The organism is Sphingomonas sp. BL-S-29 (assembly GCF_055521495.1).
Map to the genome: position 1 here is coordinate 2,650,984 of NZ_CM145482.1, position 13,864 is coordinate 2,664,847.

At 65.8% G+C, this 13,864-nt stretch carries 19 protein-coding genes; 9 read left to right on the top strand and 10 right to left on the bottom strand.

What is annotated here, in order from left to right; translation table 11 throughout:
• The first annotated feature begins 20 nt into the window (after positions 1-20).
• Positions 21-2,273 (top strand): DNA topoisomerase IV subunit A, encoded by a 2,253-nt coding sequence (gene parC, locus ACZ1I2_RS12590; protein ID WP_465177005.1) that lies wholly within the window; start codon positions 21-23, stop codon positions 2,271-2,273.
• Between the two features lie 18 nt (positions 2,274-2,291).
• On the opposite strand, the gene ACZ1I2_RS12595 is transcribed toward parC, so the two are convergent.
• The 4 genes from ACZ1I2_RS12595 to ACZ1I2_RS12610 are packed head-to-tail and all read right to left on the bottom strand — an operon-like array spanning position 2,292 to position 5,200.
• A complete protein-coding gene (locus ACZ1I2_RS12595; protein WP_465177004.1) occupies positions 2,292-3,497 on the bottom strand; it encodes a CCA tRNA nucleotidyltransferase in 1,206 nt (401 codons plus the stop codon).
• Positions 3,485-4,087 (bottom strand): CoA pyrophosphatase, encoded by a 603-nt coding sequence (locus ACZ1I2_RS12600; protein WP_465177003.1) that lies wholly within the window; start codon positions 4,085-4,087, stop codon positions 3,485-3,487. Before ACZ1I2_RS12600 ends, ACZ1I2_RS12595 begins: the two co-directional genes overlap by 13 nt.
• The gene (locus ACZ1I2_RS12605) at positions 4,084-4,650 is read right to left on the bottom strand and encodes a DUF1285 domain-containing protein (protein WP_465177002.1); all 567 of its coding nucleotides are present in this window, start codon (positions 4,648-4,650) and stop codon (positions 4,084-4,086) included. Before ACZ1I2_RS12605 ends, ACZ1I2_RS12600 begins: the two co-directional genes overlap by 4 nt.
• 37 nt (positions 4,651-4,687) lie before the next feature.
• Positions 4,688-5,200, bottom strand: coding sequence for a GNAT family N-acetyltransferase (locus ACZ1I2_RS12610; RefSeq protein WP_465177001.1), 513 nt, complete (start codon positions 5,198-5,200; stop codon positions 4,688-4,690).
• Positions 5,201-5,291: 91 nt separating this feature from the next.
• On the opposite strand from ACZ1I2_RS12610, the gene ACZ1I2_RS12615 reads away from it, so the two are divergent.
• The 3 genes from ACZ1I2_RS12615 (at position 5,292) to ACZ1I2_RS12625 (ending at position 6,695) form a co-directional block, all read left to right on the top strand.
• Entirely contained in the window at positions 5,292-5,924 is a 633-nt protein-coding gene (locus ACZ1I2_RS12615; protein ID WP_465177000.1) for a glutathione S-transferase family protein, read from the top strand.
• A gap of 61 nt (positions 5,925-5,985) precedes the next feature.
• Positions 5,986-6,357, top strand: coding sequence for a dihydroneopterin aldolase (locus ACZ1I2_RS12620; protein WP_465173783.1), 372 nt, complete (start codon positions 5,986-5,988; stop codon positions 6,355-6,357).
• A complete protein-coding gene (locus ACZ1I2_RS12625; RefSeq protein ID WP_465176999.1) occupies positions 6,354-6,695 on the top strand; it encodes a Rossmann fold domain-containing protein in 342 nt (113 codons plus the stop codon). The genes ACZ1I2_RS12620 and ACZ1I2_RS12625 overlap by 4 nt, the downstream gene beginning before the upstream one ends.
• On the opposite strand, the gene ACZ1I2_RS12630 is transcribed toward ACZ1I2_RS12625, so the two are convergent.
• Positions 6,692-7,531, bottom strand: coding sequence for a hypothetical protein (locus ACZ1I2_RS12630; RefSeq protein WP_465176998.1), 840 nt, complete (start codon positions 7,529-7,531; stop codon positions 6,692-6,694). The two genes, ACZ1I2_RS12625 and ACZ1I2_RS12630, sit on opposite strands and share 4 nt — an antisense overlap.
• Positions 7,532-7,755: 224 nt before the next feature.
• Here ACZ1I2_RS12630 and ACZ1I2_RS12635 point away from each other — a divergent pair, with 224 nt between their 5' ends.
• The 5 genes from ACZ1I2_RS12635 (at position 7,756) to ACZ1I2_RS12655 (ending at position 10,860) form a co-directional block, all read left to right on the top strand.
• Positions 7,756-8,415 carry an energy transducer TonB gene (locus ACZ1I2_RS12635; protein ID WP_465173780.1) on the top strand — a complete coding sequence of 220 codons (660 nt, stop codon included), beginning with the start codon at positions 7,756-7,758 and terminating at the stop codon, positions 8,413-8,415.
• Between the two features lie 86 nt (positions 8,416-8,501).
• Positions 8,502-9,284, top strand: a complete 783-nt coding sequence (locus ACZ1I2_RS12640) for a MotA/TolQ/ExbB proton channel family protein (RefSeq protein WP_465173779.1) — start codon at positions 8,502-8,504, stop codon at positions 9,282-9,284.
• 92 nt (positions 9,285-9,376) lie between these two features.
• A complete protein-coding gene (locus tag ACZ1I2_RS12645; RefSeq protein ID WP_465173778.1) occupies positions 9,377-9,862 on the top strand; it encodes an ExbD/TolR family protein in 486 nt (161 codons plus the stop codon).
• 27 nt (positions 9,863-9,889) lie between these two features.
• The gene (locus ACZ1I2_RS12650) at positions 9,890-10,318 is read left to right on the top strand and encodes an ExbD/TolR family protein (protein ID WP_465173777.1); all 429 of its coding nucleotides are present in this window, start codon (positions 9,890-9,892) and stop codon (positions 10,316-10,318) included.
• Positions 10,319-10,503: 185 nt separating this feature from the next.
• Positions 10,504-10,860, top strand: coding sequence for a tetratricopeptide repeat protein (locus ACZ1I2_RS12655; protein ID WP_465173776.1), 357 nt, complete (start codon positions 10,504-10,506; stop codon positions 10,858-10,860).
• Positions 10,861-10,888: 28 nt separating this feature from the next.
• Here ACZ1I2_RS12655 and dcd read toward each other — a convergent pair whose 3' ends face one another.
• The 5 genes from dcd to ACZ1I2_RS12680 all read right to left on the bottom strand — a co-directional run bounded on the left by dcd (position 10,889) and on the right by ACZ1I2_RS12680 (position 13,804).
• Positions 10,889-11,443, bottom strand: coding sequence for a dCTP deaminase (dcd, locus tag ACZ1I2_RS12660; protein ID WP_465173775.1), 555 nt, complete (start codon positions 11,441-11,443; stop codon positions 10,889-10,891).
• A 125-nt stretch (positions 11,444-11,568) separates the two neighbouring features.
• Positions 11,569-11,907: an RcnB family protein gene (locus ACZ1I2_RS12665; protein WP_465176997.1), complete on the bottom strand. Its 339-nt coding sequence runs from the start codon at positions 11,905-11,907 to the stop codon at positions 11,569-11,571.
• Positions 11,908-12,172: 265 nt separating this feature from the next.
• The gene (locus ACZ1I2_RS12670) at positions 12,173-12,631 is read right to left on the bottom strand and encodes a cytidine deaminase (RefSeq protein ID WP_465173773.1); all 459 of its coding nucleotides are present in this window, start codon (positions 12,629-12,631) and stop codon (positions 12,173-12,175) included.
• A complete protein-coding gene (locus ACZ1I2_RS12675; RefSeq protein WP_465176996.1) occupies positions 12,628-13,317 on the bottom strand; it encodes a glycoside hydrolase family 25 protein in 690 nt (229 codons plus the stop codon). The genes ACZ1I2_RS12670 and ACZ1I2_RS12675 overlap by 4 nt, the downstream gene beginning before the upstream one ends.
• Positions 13,318-13,321: 4 nt before the next feature.
• On the bottom strand, positions 13,322-13,804 hold the full coding sequence (locus ACZ1I2_RS12680) for a UPF0262 family protein (RefSeq protein ID WP_465173771.1): 483 nt from the start codon (positions 13,802-13,804) through the stop codon (positions 13,322-13,324).
• Between the last annotated feature and the right edge of the window lie 60 nt (positions 13,805-13,864).

Consider the following 13,864-nt stretch of genomic DNA (forward strand, 5'->3'; position numbering starts at 1 on the left):
GGCCTGCTAACCGGGGGCCAATGCCTACCGACATCCTAGAGCCCGATCCCTTCAATGCCATTGTCGACGCGCCGTTCGACAGCGCCTTGTCCGAGCGATATCTCGTCTATGCGCTGTCGACGATCACCGCGCGCTCGCTGCCGGATGTCCGCGACGGGCTGAAGCCGGTGCACCGCCGCCTGTTATGGGCGATGCGGCTGCTGCGGCTCGATCCGGCGCAGGGCTACAAGAAATGCGCGCGCGTCGTCGGCGACGTGATTGGTAAATATCATCCGCATGGCGACCAGTCGGTCTATGATGCGATGGTCCGCCTCGCCCAGAGCTTCGCCATGCGCTATCCGCTGGTCGACGGTCAGGGCAATTTCGGCAATATCGATGGCGATAACGCCGCTGCCTATCGCTATACCGAGGCACGGCTGACTCAGGTCGCGATCGACCTGATGGACGGCCTCGACGAAGACGCCGTCGATTACCGCCCGACCTATAATGGCGAGGAGCAGGAGCCCGAGCTGTTCCCGGGCATGTTCCCCAACCTGCTCGCCAATGGCGCGGCCGGCATTGCAGTGGGCATGGCGACGAGCATCCCGCCGCACAATGCCGCTGAATTGTCCGAGGCGGCGATCCTGCTGATCGACCAGCCCAATGCGAGCGACGCGCAGGTGCTGGAGCATGTCACCGGCCCCGACTTCCCGACCGGCGGCCTCGTCGTCGACAGTGCGTCGGCGATCGCCGAAGCCTATGCCACCGGGCGCGGCGGTTTCCGCGTCCGCGCGCGCTGGCATGTCGAGGATCAGGGGCGCGGCACCTGGAACGCGATCGTAACGGAAATTCCGTACGGCGTGCAGAAGGGCAAGCTGATCGAGCAGATCGCGACGATCATCAACGACAAGAAGCTGCCGATCCTCGCCGATGTCCGCGACGAATCCGATTCCGAGGTCCGCATCGTCATCGAACCGCGCAGCCGCACGGTCGACGCGACGATGCTGATGGAAAGCCTGTTCCGGATGAGCGACCTGGAGAACCGGGTCAGCCTGAACCTCAACGTGCTGGACGCGCGCCGCACGCCGCGCGTGATGTCCCTGCGCGAAGCGCTGCTCGGCTGGGTCGATCACCAGTTTATCGTGCTCCAGCGCCGCACCGCGCATCGGCTTGCCAAGATCGCCGACCGGATCGAGCTGCTCGACGGCTATATCATCGCTTTCCTCAATCTCGACCGGGTGATCGCCATCATCCGTACCGAGGACGAACCCAAGCCGGTGATGATCGCCGAGTTCGAACTCAACGACCGCCAGGCCGAGGCGATCCTCAACATGCGCCTGCGCTCGCTGCGCCGGCTCGAGGAAATGGAGCTGCGCAAGGAACGCGACGGACTGGAAACCGAGAAGGCAGGACTGGAAGCCTTGCTCGGCAGCGACGCGCGCCAGCGCACCCGGCTCAAGCGCGATTTTGGCAAGCTGCGCGACCGCTATGGCCCGGAGACAGTGCTGGGCAAGCGCCGCACCACGATCGAGGAAGCCGCGCCCGCCCGCGAGATTCCGCTCGAGGCGATGATCGAGCGCGAGCCGATCACTGTGATCCTGTCGCAGCGCGGCTGGATCCGGGCGATGAAGGGCCATATCGAGCCCACCGCCGCGGCCGAACTGAAGTTCAAGGAAGGCGATGCGCCCTTCCTGCATTTTTCGGCGCAGACCACCGACAAGATCCTGCTCGCGGCCGAGAATGGGCGTTTCTACACGCTGGCGGCGGACAAGCTGCCCGGCGGACGCGGCTTTGGCGAGCCGGTGCGCGCGATGATCGACCTCGACGGCGATGTCGGGATCGTCGAGCTGATGCCGGCGAGCCGGACGGAGAAGCTGCTGGTCGTCGCGACGGACGGGCGCGGCTTCATCGTCAAGACGGCGGATACGATCGCCGAGACGCGCAAGGGCAAGACGGTCGTCACGCCGCGCCTCGGTGCGAAGCTCAAGGTCGTCCGGCCGGTCGATCCCGAGGCGGACTATGTCGCGGCGATCGGTGACAATCGCCGGATGCTCGTCTTTCCGATCACCGAGCTGGCCGAACTGGCCCGCGGCCAGGGCGTCCAGTTGCAGCGTTATCGCGACGGCGGCCTGTCCGATGCGATCACCTTCATCTTCGCCAATGGGCTGAGCTGGGCGATGGGTGGCGAGACCGGGCGGACGCGGACCGAGACCGATCTCGCGCCGTGGCGCGCGGCGCGGGGCGCGGCGGGGCGCATGCCACCCACCGGTTTCCCGCGCGACAATCGCTTCTGAGGCAAAGGAGCCGCGCGCTTATCCGCTGCCGGCGGAGCGCAGGGCTTCCTCGGCCGCCGCGTCGGCGATCTGATTGACGCGCGCGGCATCGGGGAAGCCCTCCGCGATCCACTGCTCTTCCACCAGACGGAGCGTTCTCGCGACCTCGGGCCCCTTGCTCAGCCCCCGTTCGACCAGCGCCCCCCCCGTCAACGGCAGGGAAGGGGCCTTCCATTCGATCAGTGATGCAGCCTCGTCCTCGGGCCGATCCGACAGCAACAGCCGGTCGATCGCCAGATCGGCGCCGATCCGATAGCCGATCACCGTCGCTGGTTCGGTTCCGGCCGGTTCGGTGGCGCTGATCAAGCGGCGCCGCTCGACCTTGGACAGCTTCAATCTGGCACCGATATCGTCCGCCACCCGTGCGTCGGCCGGAATCAGCGCCGCCAGCCGACGGATCGGGTCAGGCGCGATTCCCGCCGCCGCTTCGCGCTCGGCCAGTCGTTCCAGTCGCCGGACGCTGGTGATCTCCGGCAATACGGGCACGAAGATGCCGCGGTCGATCATCAGCTCGACCACCCGTATTGCGTGCACCGCGACCAGCAGACGCAGCAGTTCGGCGGCGATCCGTTCGCGCGAGAGCGCCATCAGATCGTTCGCCCGCGCGGAACAGGCGTTGAGCCCGGCCGCATCCGGCGCGTCGCCGAACCGCGCATGGAACCGAAAATAGCGCAGGATGCGCAAATGATCCTCGGCGATGCGTTTCAGCGGATCGCCGATGAAGCGGACCCGCCGCGCCTCGAGATCGTCGATCCCGCCGAAATAATCGAAGATCGCGCCGGTCAGCGGATCGGCATAGAGCGCATTCATCGTGAAATCGCGCCGCGCGGCATCTTCCTTCCAGTCGTCGGTGAACGCGACGGTGGCATGCCGCCCGTCCGTCGCGACGTCGCAGCGCAGCGTCGTCACCTCGATCGGCCCGCCCGGCAGCACCACCGTCACCGTGCCATGCGCCAGGCCGGTCGGGACCACCTTGATGCCCTTGTCCTTGAGCAGCGCCATCACCTGTTCGGGCGAATAGGTTGTCGCCAGATCGACATCGGCCACGTCGATCCCCAGCAACGTGTCCCGCACCGCGCCGCCGACGAAGCGCACCTCGCCCTCCGCCGCGCCGAGAACCCGGCAAAGGTCCGTCAGCCCTTCGCGCGTCCGCCATCCGGCGTGGGGTAGGGTCACCCGTTCCATCGCAGCCGCCGGGAAAGGTTGACGATCATCGCGGCGGTCGCGCCCCAGATGCGGTGCCCGGCCCAGTTGATCTCGTAATAATGCCGGTTGCGGCCCTGCCATTCGACAGTCGCCTCGACATGGTTGGCGGCATCGAGCACGAAATCCAGCGGGACCTCGAACACCTGCGCCACTTCGCCGGCACTGGGCACCAGGATCAGGTCGGGCGGGACGATGCCGATCACCGGGGTCACCTCGAATCCGGTGACGGTGCGATAGCGGTCGGCCTCGCCGATCACGATCACCCGGTCGCGCGGCAACGCGATCTCCTCCTCCGCTTCGCGCAAGGCCGCGTCGATCGCGCCGCTGTCGCCGGGATCGATCCGGCCGCCGGGAAAGGCGATCTGGCCGGGGTGGCGCGACAGGGTATCGGTACGCTGGGTCAGAATCACGCCGGGCTCGGGCCGGTCGGTCACGGCGACCAGCACCGCCGCGTTCATCAGCGGCGCGGACTGGTCGAGCTCGAGATCGCGGTGATCCCCGGTCAGCAGCACCGTGTCGATGCCATGCCCGGTCTCGAGCGCGTGGCGGAGGCGATCGGCAAGGCTCATTCGGACGGCTCCAGCGGGAAAAAGGCGCCGTTGCTCCACACGCCTGGCGGCACATCGTCGTGCGCCAGCGCCATCGCGGCGAGATCATAATAGACGGAACGCGCGACCAGCGCCTCGAGCCCGCCGCGAACATGCAGATAGGGACGGGGACCGTCCTCGCGCTCCTCGAAGCGCAGCGGATGGTCGCCACCGGCGGTCACCAGGTCGCCGGTGTTCAGCCGGAACGCCAGCCGGGTATCGCGCCCTTCGCCTTCGGCTTTCATCTCGACCGCGACAAAAGGGGCGTCCTCCACCGCGATGTCGAGCTTCTCGACCGGGGTGACCAGCACATAGCTGCCATCCGCCTCGCGCCGCAGGATCGTCGAGAACAGCCGGACCATCGCCTGGCGCCCGATCGGCGATCCCTGATGGAACCAGGTGCCGTCGCGCGCGATGCGCATCTCGCTGTCGCCGCAATGCGTTGGGTTCCAGTGTTCGACCGGGGGAAGCTTCCGCTCCTCGGCCAGGCGCGCGATATCGGCGAGCGACAGCGCGGCAAGATCGGGAAGCGGGTCCATCGGCATTGGTTCGCGGTAGGACAGCCCCGCCCGGGCGTAAAGCTCAGGCGAGCGCGGCGACGCGCGGGCCGAGCATCCCCGCGCCCGTCGGCACCGAATCGCCCAGCGCCAGCAGCCGGCGCTGCTCGACTGGCCCCGGCACGCGCCATTTGGCGGTCCGGTCGGCGGTGAAACCGAAGAAGCGGCCATAATATTCCGGATCGCCGATCAGCATCAGCGACTCCGCCTCGCCCGTGGCGACCGCTGCGTTCAGCGCGCAGAGCATCAAGTCGCGCCCGATGCCGTCGCGCTGCCGCGCCGGCTCGACCGCGACCGGGCCGACCATCACCAGCGGCACGTCGCGGCCGTCATCGCCGCTGAACAGGATCGGCCAGCACTGGATCGTGCCGACGAGCGCGTCCTGCTCGAACGCGGCGAAGCTCAGCCGGGGAATCGCGGGCATGCCCTCGCGAATCCGATAGGCGGTTCGCTCGTGCCGGTCCGTGCCGAACGCGCGGTCGAGCAACTGCTCCACCGCTTGCGGTTCAACTTCGGAAATCGGCGCGATCCTGATCAATGGAGTGGCTCCTGCGAGTCCCGGCATGGACGCACGGGGCCGCGCGCTTTAGCCTCCGTCAGCCTGAACGCAAGCCGAATTGAGTCGTCCGATGAAGCTGTACGATGCCGAATTCGCCCCAAGTCCGCGGCGCGTGCGCATCTTCCTGGCCGAGAAGGGCATCGAGATCGAACGCGTGATGGTCGATCTGCGCCGGAACGAGCAGCTCGCCGATCCCTATCTCGCGGTCAATCCACGCGGCGCCGTGCCCGCGCTGGAGCTCGACGATGGCGAGGTCATCTGCGAATCGGCCGCGATCTGTCGCTATTTCGAGGCGGTGCAGCCGGCGCCCGCGCTGTTCGGCACCACGCCGCTCGATATCGGGCGAATCGAATCCTGGACCAGGCGAATCGAATCGGACGGCTATGCCGCCGCCGTCTATGCCTTTCGCAATGCGCATCCCGCCTTCCAGGATCGCGCGGCGCCCGGCAAATGGCCGGCCATGCCGCAAATCCCGGAGCTGGGCGCGCGGGGCCTCATCATGTGGGGCGCCTTTATCGACTCGCTCGACGCGCGGCTGGCGGATCGCGAATGGATCGCGACCGACGCCTTCAGCTTTGCCGACATCACGGCGCTGGTGACGATCGATTTCGCCCGCGCCGCCAAATTCAAGGTGCCCGAGGGCTGCCGGGCGGTCGCGCGCTGGCATGCGGCGGTGAGCGGCCGGCCAAGCGCCACCGCCTGACGCGGCTTTCCACCGCGCCGCCATCTGCTATGGCGCCCGCCAAATTATGAAAGGTCCGCGCTTGGACGATCGTCTCAGCCTTGAAGTGCATGATCTCGAGGTACCGGTCCTGACCGGCATCTATTCCGAAGAAACCCATTTGCCGCAGCCGCTGCGCATCTCGCTGACGGTCGATCTCGATTGTCCGGCGCATTTCGCTCCGGATTCGCCGCTCGGCGCGACCAAGAACTATCTCGACCTGAAGCGCGCGGCGACGACGGCGCTGCCCCCGGGCGTGCATTTCACCCTGGTCGAGGGCGTCGCCGATCATATCGCCGAGACATTGTTCCTGCAGGACCGGCGCGTCGCGCGGGTCAAGGTGAAGATCGTCAAGCTCGCGATCGCCGAGGACGGCGAATCGATCGGCATCACGCTCGTCCGCCACCGGAAATGATCCTGGAGGAAGCCGTTCGCGATTCGCTTGCGACGGTTTCCGGCGCCACCCTGGTCAGCGCCCGGGCCGGGCAGGCGGGGGAGGTCGTCGAAATATTGCGCGGGGCGGAGGGTGAAGTCATCCTGTTGCTGATCGATTCGTCGATCGCGCCGATCGAGCGTGCCATGCTGCTCGCCGCGATCGGCGCGCTCGCGGTCGAGCTGGCGCCGGATGCCCGAATCGGCGCGATCGACGTGGCGGCTGGCGCCGCGCCGGACGACGTGATCGCCGCGGTCCGGTTTCTCGCCACGGCGCGCTCCACCACGGGCCAGGTGCTGACGGTCGCGGGGTCAGCCTAGCGAGTGCACGGACCGAGCGAGCGAAGCACCAGGCGATAATCCTCGCGCGCGATGGCGGCGTCGCTTTCAGCCAGCGATGCGAGGCTGGCGGCGGGCAGGGCCGGCGGCAGCGCGCAGGCGAGGCGGTACCACAACAGCGTATCGCGCGCCGGCGGGCCTGCGCCGTCGCCCACCAGCTCGCTCAGTGCCACGGACCAGCGCGGCGGCTCGCCCTGAGTGCGCTGGATGCCCAGCGAAACGGGCCGTCCGTCAGCGGTGGTGAGGAATATCTGAGTCTCGCCCGAGCCGGGCAGGTCACCCGTCACATGGAAGGCGTTGCCGATGCCCGTCACCTTGGGCGGGGCATCGGGGCTGAGCGTTTCCTGAATGATTCGCCGGGTCAGCGCGTCGGCCGTGGGCGTCCAGTCGCGCTGAGCGTCAGGCCGTACCAGCTGGACGAGCGCCGGATTGCCCGCGACCGGCCGGGCGAACAGCAATACCCGCAGCTTGCGCAATTTGGGCAGCTGCCCGCGCGCGTTGACCGGCACGTCGAGGACATAGGCGATTCGCTGCGGCGATGCTGCAGCGCCGCGAATCAGTGCCAGGACATCGGCCTCTATATAAAGTCGGGCACTGCCGGTCGCGACGCCTGCCGCATCCGGGCCTTTCAGCCGGGTGGCGCTGCGGATGGTCGCGTCGACGATCGTCGGGGACGCCAGGACGAGATCGGCATAGTCCGCGTAAGGTGGTGTAATTACCACCGAATCGGCGGGAATCGGCGGGCGCTGCTGGGCCGGGGCTGCGGTTGCGACGACCGCGAGGGCCACCGCGAGGGCGATTTTGGGAACGGGAATCATCGGCCAAGAGTTAGGCTTTTGTACCGATTTTATACAGAAATAATTCTGCCACGTTGGGTTTGTACGTTTGTTGCGTGAGACAAAGCGTTTGCGTCAGGGTTTGGGGGGTCATATAGGATCGCCCCTGTCCAAGGATACATCAGCCCATGACAGGCGGATCGAACGAACGGACGTTACGGATCGGCGATACGCGTCGTGTACGGATAGAGGAGTTTCGTTTCTGAATGGCTTATGCTGACCGTAATGTAAGCGGCAACCGCGTGGTGGCGATCGTGATCGTGTCGGTGATCGTCGCCGTCATGGGTTACGCCTTCGTCACCGGTCTCACGTACAAGTACGTGAAGGCTATGTCGGAGAAGTTAAAGACCTTCGACGTCGAGGAGCCGCCGCCCCCGCCGCCCGATGAGCCGCCGCCCCCGCCGCCAGATCAGCCGCTCGAGCCGCCCCCGGTCGTCTCGCCACCGCCGATCGTGACGACGAACGCGCCGCCGCAAGTCGTCATCCAGACGGTGCAGACTCCGCCGCCGGTATTCGTGCCGACGCCGGTCGCTGCGCCACCGCCACCGCCGCCGGCCCCGCCACGCGTTTCGCAGGCAGCCGGACTCAAGGGTAACCCGGGCCAGTTCTTCAACAATGATTCCTATCCGTCGGAAGCGATTCGCGCCGGTGCCCAGGGTCGTGTTGTTGCAAGGCTGACCGTCGGTACCGATGGCCGTGTGACCGCGTGCACGATCTCCACCTCGAGCGGTAACAGCTCGCTGGACGATACGACGTGCCGCATCGCGCGGAGCAGGGTGCGCTACACCCCGGCAAAGGACGAGAATGGCCAGCCCATGGTCTCGACCGCCAATCTGCCGGTCAAGTGGGTGCTGCCCGAGGATTGAGGGTAAGAGTCGGCCCGGCGCGTCGTGCCGGGCCGTTTCTCGATGATATGACAGTTAAAAATACAGCCTAGAGGAAACCAACCAAAATGCTCACCACCATCCTTGCGGCCGGCGCCGCAGCAGCCGCCCCCAAGGGCGACAACCCGTACGGCCTGGTCCCCGCCCTTCGTGAAGGCGGCCTGATCTCGCAGACCGTGTTCGGCATTCTCGTGCTGATGCTTTTCGTCTCGCTCTACATCCTCTTCACCAAGCTGTTCGAGCAGCAGAAGGTGATCAACCAGCACAAGCGCGTCAGCGGTGGCTTCTGGAACGCCAGCAGCCTGCGTGAGGCTTCGGCGAAGCTCGAGAAGAACTCGGCCTACAAGCAGATCGTCGATGACGGCCTGTCGGCTCAGGAGCAGCACACCCGCCTGACCGATCCGGTCGAGGCTCATGACTGGCTGCACGGCTCGCTGGCGCGTTCGGAAGCGTCGATCAACTCGCAGCTGAACTCGGGCCTGGCGTTCCTCGCGACCGTCGGCGCGACCGCACCGTTCATCGGCCTGTTCGGTACGGTTATCGGCATCTACCGCGCGCTCATCAAGATCGGCGCTGCCGGTCAGGCATCGATCGACGCCGTCGCCGGCCCGGTCGGTGAGGCGCTGATCATGACCGCTCTCGGTCTCGTCGTCGCCGTTCCGGCGGTGCTCGCCTACAACTGGCTGCAGCGTCGCAACAAGTCGATCGCCGAAGACCTGAACGCGTTCTCGAACGACGTGCTTGGTTACCTGGCGTCGGACGGCGCGGTTCGCCCGGCGGTTGCAGTCCGCAAGGGTGCGGCAGCTCCGGCAGCGAAGCCGGCCGCTGCGACCACCACGGCAGCACGCTGATGACGGGGCGGGGCGGCGCTCATTGGCGTCGCCCCGCCTCCTCGCCGCCGGAGTTTCCCGGTGGCGCAGTTGCAAGGATAGGATAGTCCTCAATGGCAATTAGCGTTGGCGGCGACGGCGCCGAAGAAAAGCCGATGTCGGACATCAACACGACTCCCATGGTGGACGTCATGTTGGTTCTGCTCATCATCTTCCTGATCGCGGTGCCCGTCGTGTTGCAGTCGGTGAAGCTGAAGCTTCCCGATATTCGTTACGACCCCACGACCACGAAGCCCGAGAATGTATCGCTCTCGATCCTGCAGAAGCCCGATGGCACCTGCGGCATCTATTGGGGTACCTCGCCGGTGACTCATACGGAACTGCTCGATCGCGCGGTGGCGAAGCTGAAGGCTGAGATTGCGCGCCAGGGCGGCGTCGGCAATCCCGATCTCGAACTTCCCGAAGCGCATATCCGCGGTGACGTGAACACGCCGTATCGCTGCGTTGGCGGTGCGATCTACACGATGCAGATGGCAGGCTTTGCCAAGGTCGGCTTCATTTCCGAGCCCCCGCCCGGCGGCAACGCCGAGCGGATGTGACCGGTCAGAGCTTAGGAGTAATTTGATATGGCAATGAGCGGTGGCTCCGATGACGGCCAGCCGATGATGGATCTGAACACGACGCCGCTTATCGACGTCATGCTCGTGCTCCTCATCATGTTCATCATCACCATTCCGATCCAGACGCATGCGGTGAAGGTCGATCTTCCGATCAACGACCCGAACAACCAGCCGCCGCCGATCGATCCGCAGAAGAACAAGGTCACGATCGATCCGGCGGGCACGATCGCCTGGAACGGCGCGCCGGTCGACAAGGTCACTCTCCAGCAATATCTGGAAGCGACCAAGGGCATCAACCCGGAGCCGGAGCTGCATTTCCAGCCGGATCCCCAGGCGCGTTACGCGCGGGTTGACGAAGTTCTTGCGGTCATCAAGCGCTCCGGCGTGACCAAGCTCGGGTTCATCGGCAACGAGCAGTATCGCAACGACTTCTGATCGATCTGATCGGACGAAAACGGGAAAGGGCGGTCCTCAGGGACCGCCCTTTTTTTGTTGCCTGAAAACCCGCGCTGCATCTGTAACCGTTCTGTCGCAAAACTGTTGCGGCAGAGTCATTGAAGTGACACAACAGTGTCATAAAAATGAAACCTTTCGTGGAAAGGTCGGTAAGGAGAAGAGCAATGCGTATCGGTTTTGGAGTGCTGATTGCCGGAATTGTCCTGGCTGGTGCGGGCAGCGCAGCTGTCGCGAGCGACCGCACCGGATTCAGCGCGATCAAACAGGGCGATTTCAATACGGCTGAGCGAACCCTGCTCGCCGAGCGCCGCATCTATCCCTCACGTCCCGAGCTGATGCTCAACCTGGCGGCGGTCTATCGCAACACTGGCCGGCAGGACGAAGCACGGGCGCTGTATCAGGCGGTCCTGGCTCAGCCGGATGCGCTGATGGACGTCACGGCCGAACGGACGGCCTCGTCCCATTCTCTCGCGAACGCGGGGCTTTCCCTGCTCAACGCGCGGCAAATGTCCTCGCGCTAGGCGTGGCGCATCATGATCGTGCCGGGGCTCAGAGCCTCGGCAGGGTCACCCCGCGCTGGCCCATATATTTGCCGGCTCGGTCGGCATAGCTCGTCTCGCAGGGCTCGTTGCCCTCCAGGAACAGGAACTGGCAGGCGCCTTCGTTCGCGTAGATCTTCGCGGGTAGGGGGGTGGTGTTCGAGAATTCGAGCGTCACATGCCCCTCCCAGCCGGGTTCCAGCGGCGTGACATTGACGATGATCCCGCAGCGCGCATAGGTCGATTTGCCGAGGCAGATCACCAGCACGTCGCGCGGCACCCGGAAATATTCGACGGTCCGGGCCAGCGCGAAGCTGTTGGGCGGGATGATGCAGACATCGGTCTTGCGATCGACGAAGCTGTTCGCCGCGAAGTCCTTCGGGTCGACGATCACGCTGTCGATATTGGTGAAGATCTTGAACTCGTCGGAAACGCGCGCGTCATAGCCATAGGATGACAGGCCGTAGGAGACACAGCCGTCGCGCTTCTGGCCGTCCACGAACGGCTCGATCATGCCGTTGGCGAGCGCCTGCTCGCGAATCCAGCGGTCCGACATGATCGACATAAAACGCCTCCCTTTAGCCGTCCGCTTTCGCGGGAATGGCCGTCCGGGGCAAGACCGATCCGCGCAAAACGACAACGGCCGACGCGCCTCGCGAGGCGGCCGGCCGTCATGCGTATCGTAAGTGTTTACTGGGTCAGGATGCTGGCGATCAGCCCAGTCGCGACGGCGACGAGCAGATAGTCACCGCTGTTGTTGTTCTCCCGCACCCATTGATATCCGCGCGGCGGCGTGCGCAGGCCGCGACGGTTCCAGTCGCTGACCACATAGCGGCGCTGATTGCGCGCGAGCTTCTGCCCCTTGCGCCATTTGTGGCCGCGCGAGGCGCTGACCTCGCGCCAGGACGGGCGCTGCTGCTGGCCATGCGCCTGCGGATGGGAAGGCTGGCGATGCTGCGCCATGGCGGGCACGCTGACGGACGTGGCGAGCAACGCGGCGATGACGCCGGCGCGAAAGATGTTCTTCATGGGGGAGGTTCTCCTGATTGACCTGCTCAATACGACCTCGGGGACAGGACGTTCCAAAAGGCCCGATAGGGCCGTTTTATTTCGCTATAATAATGACATGTGGACGGGCGATCCCGGCAACTGGCGGGGTGGAATTTCGCGAGCCGATGATGTCACGCGAAGGCGCGAAGATTTTGGACGAGGTGTCTCGGGGTTTCTCGGCGCGGCAAACAGTACAACAACCGTGACGCCTGAGGCCGTCGCAGGAACAGCAACACCCTGACAGTCAGTCGATTCCCAGATCGCCCGGCCCGAAGGCGTGCGGCAGCAATTCCGACAACAGATGCCGCTCATGGGCGTCGCCTTCAGCGCCCGCGCACCACACCACGATATCGCGCTTGCCGAGTTGCGCCGCCTCGTTGATCACCTGGCGACAGCGGCCGCACGGCCCCACGGGCTTGGTGCCGGTGGGCTTGCCCGCCGAGTCCATCACGCCGCCGATCACGCCGATCGCGACCACGTCGCGCAGCCGCCCCTGGGCATTGGTCGTGGCGAGCGCGACCGTCTCGGCGCAGAGCGACAGGCCGTAGCTCGCATTCTCGAAATTGGTGCCGGTCACCACGCTGCCGTCGGTCAGCAGCACCGCGGCGCCGACGCCGAAGCGCGAATAGGGGGCATGGGCGTGGAGCGCCGCCTCGCGCGCGGCGGCGATCAGGCGATCGCGCTGGGCGGTCTCGTCCGTCACGGCGCCACCACGTCCCAGCGCACCGGCCCGTCGATCCCGTCGATCCGTCGCATGTCGTTCGCCTGCCACATCCGCCACGGCCTTGCCGTATAATCGGGCGGAATGAAATCCTGCACTGCCCAGATGGTCCGCGGGATCGCGCCGGTCACCTGATAGGCCGCCTCGAACCGCCGGCTGATCTTGATCAGCGCCGGCTTGCCGCTGTGCGCCTCCACCATGGTCAGGAAGCGCCGCAATTCATCCAGCACGACATCGCGCGCCGGCCGGACGCCGCAATCCGGCGCGAAATCGATCTCGACCGCCGGGGGCAGGGCGTCGCTGTCGCGCGGTACCGTGGTGATGAAGTTATTCGCTTGGGCAGCGCCGGGCCGGCACAGCGAATAGACGTGCAGCGCTCCACGGCGCATGCCCGACGCCTGGATATCCGACCAGTTGGTCGCGAAGCGTGCATCGCGCCCGTTGGAACCGAACGTCGCGCGCAGATAGGCGAAATCCGCGCCCCCGGCCTTCACCGTCGACCATTCGACCGCGCCCTGCTGCTCGGATATATCGACGCCCTGAAAATCATATCTGTCGGATGGGCGCCAGGCGCGTGCGCCGATCCAGCCGGCCGTCGCGGCCAGCAACAGGCCGACAACGACCATCCCGGCGCGCCGCAGCCGGTTGCCCCAGGTGCGTCTGGCCATGTCGTCAGCCCTTGATGTGCAGCACGCAGATCAGGGTGAACAGCCGCCGCGCGGTGTCGAAATCGATCTCGATCTTCCCCTCCAGCCGTTCCTTGAGCAATTCGGCCGCCTCGTTGTGGATGCCGCGGCGCGCCATGTCGACCGTCTCGATCTGCGCTGGCGTCGCGTGCCGGATCGCCTCGTAATAGCTGTCGCAGATGGCGAAATAGTCTTTGATCGGTCGCCGGAAGCGCCCCATCGCAAGCACATAGGTCTCGAGATGCGATTCGTCTTCGCGGTGAATCGCGATCGCCAGCCGGCCTTCCTCCACCGCCAGCGCGATCCTGAACGGCCCCGCATAGCCATCGGGATAGGCGCGCTGCGGACAGAAATAATTGCCCTCGACCAGGTCGAAGATCGCGATTCGCCGTTCCTGCTCGATATCGGCCGAGCGCCATAATATGGTGCGCTCGTCGAGGGATACGGCGATGATGCGCGGGTCGGCCATGACGTTCCCGTAAAGGGGAAGGCCGCCGGGAACAACACGCTCGCTTCACCGGGCGCCGGG

Bases quoted from the DNA above. Each gene is read 5' to 3' on its own strand.
- parC (WP_465177005.1), top strand. From the start codon at position 21: ATGCCTACCGACATCCTAGAGCCCGATCCCTTCAATGCCATTGTCGAC.
- ACZ1I2_RS12595 (WP_465177004.1), bottom strand. From the start codon at position 3,497: ATGGAACGGGTGACCCTACCCCACGCCGGATGGCGGACGCGCGAAGGG.
- ACZ1I2_RS12600 (WP_465177003.1), bottom strand. From the start codon at position 4,087: ATGAGCCTTGCCGATCGCCTCCGCCACGCGCTCGAGACCGGGCATGGC.
- ACZ1I2_RS12605 (WP_465177002.1), bottom strand. From the start codon at position 4,650: ATGCCGATGGACCCGCTTCCCGATCTTGCCGCGCTGTCGCTCGCCGAT.
- ACZ1I2_RS12615 (WP_465177000.1), top strand. From the start codon at position 5,292: ATGAAGCTGTACGATGCCGAATTCGCCCCAAGTCCGCGGCGCGTGCGC.
- ACZ1I2_RS12625 (WP_465176999.1), top strand. From the start codon at position 6,354: ATGATCCTGGAGGAAGCCGTTCGCGATTCGCTTGCGACGGTTTCCGGC.
- ACZ1I2_RS12630 (WP_465176998.1), bottom strand. From the start codon at position 7,531: ATGATTCCCGTTCCCAAAATCGCCCTCGCGGTGGCCCTCGCGGTCGTC.
- ACZ1I2_RS12635 (WP_465173780.1), top strand. From the start codon at position 7,756: ATGGCTTATGCTGACCGTAATGTAAGCGGCAACCGCGTGGTGGCGATC.
- ACZ1I2_RS12640 (WP_465173779.1), top strand. From the start codon at position 8,502: ATGCTCACCACCATCCTTGCGGCCGGCGCCGCAGCAGCCGCCCCCAAG.
- ACZ1I2_RS12645 (WP_465173778.1), top strand. From the start codon at position 9,377: ATGGCAATTAGCGTTGGCGGCGACGGCGCCGAAGAAAAGCCGATGTCG.
- ACZ1I2_RS12650 (WP_465173777.1), top strand. From the start codon at position 9,890: ATGGCAATGAGCGGTGGCTCCGATGACGGCCAGCCGATGATGGATCTG.
- ACZ1I2_RS12655 (WP_465173776.1), top strand. From the start codon at position 10,504: ATGCGTATCGGTTTTGGAGTGCTGATTGCCGGAATTGTCCTGGCTGGT.
- dcd (WP_465173775.1), bottom strand. From the start codon at position 11,443: ATGTCGATCATGTCGGACCGCTGGATTCGCGAGCAGGCGCTCGCCAAC.
- ACZ1I2_RS12665 (WP_465176997.1), bottom strand. From the start codon at position 11,907: ATGAAGAACATCTTTCGCGCCGGCGTCATCGCCGCGTTGCTCGCCACG.
- ACZ1I2_RS12675 (WP_465176996.1), bottom strand. From the start codon at position 13,317: ATGGCCAGACGCACCTGGGGCAACCGGCTGCGGCGCGCCGGGATGGTC.
- ACZ1I2_RS12680 (WP_465173771.1), bottom strand. From the start codon at position 13,804: ATGGCCGACCCGCGCATCATCGCCGTATCCCTCGACGAGCGCACCATA.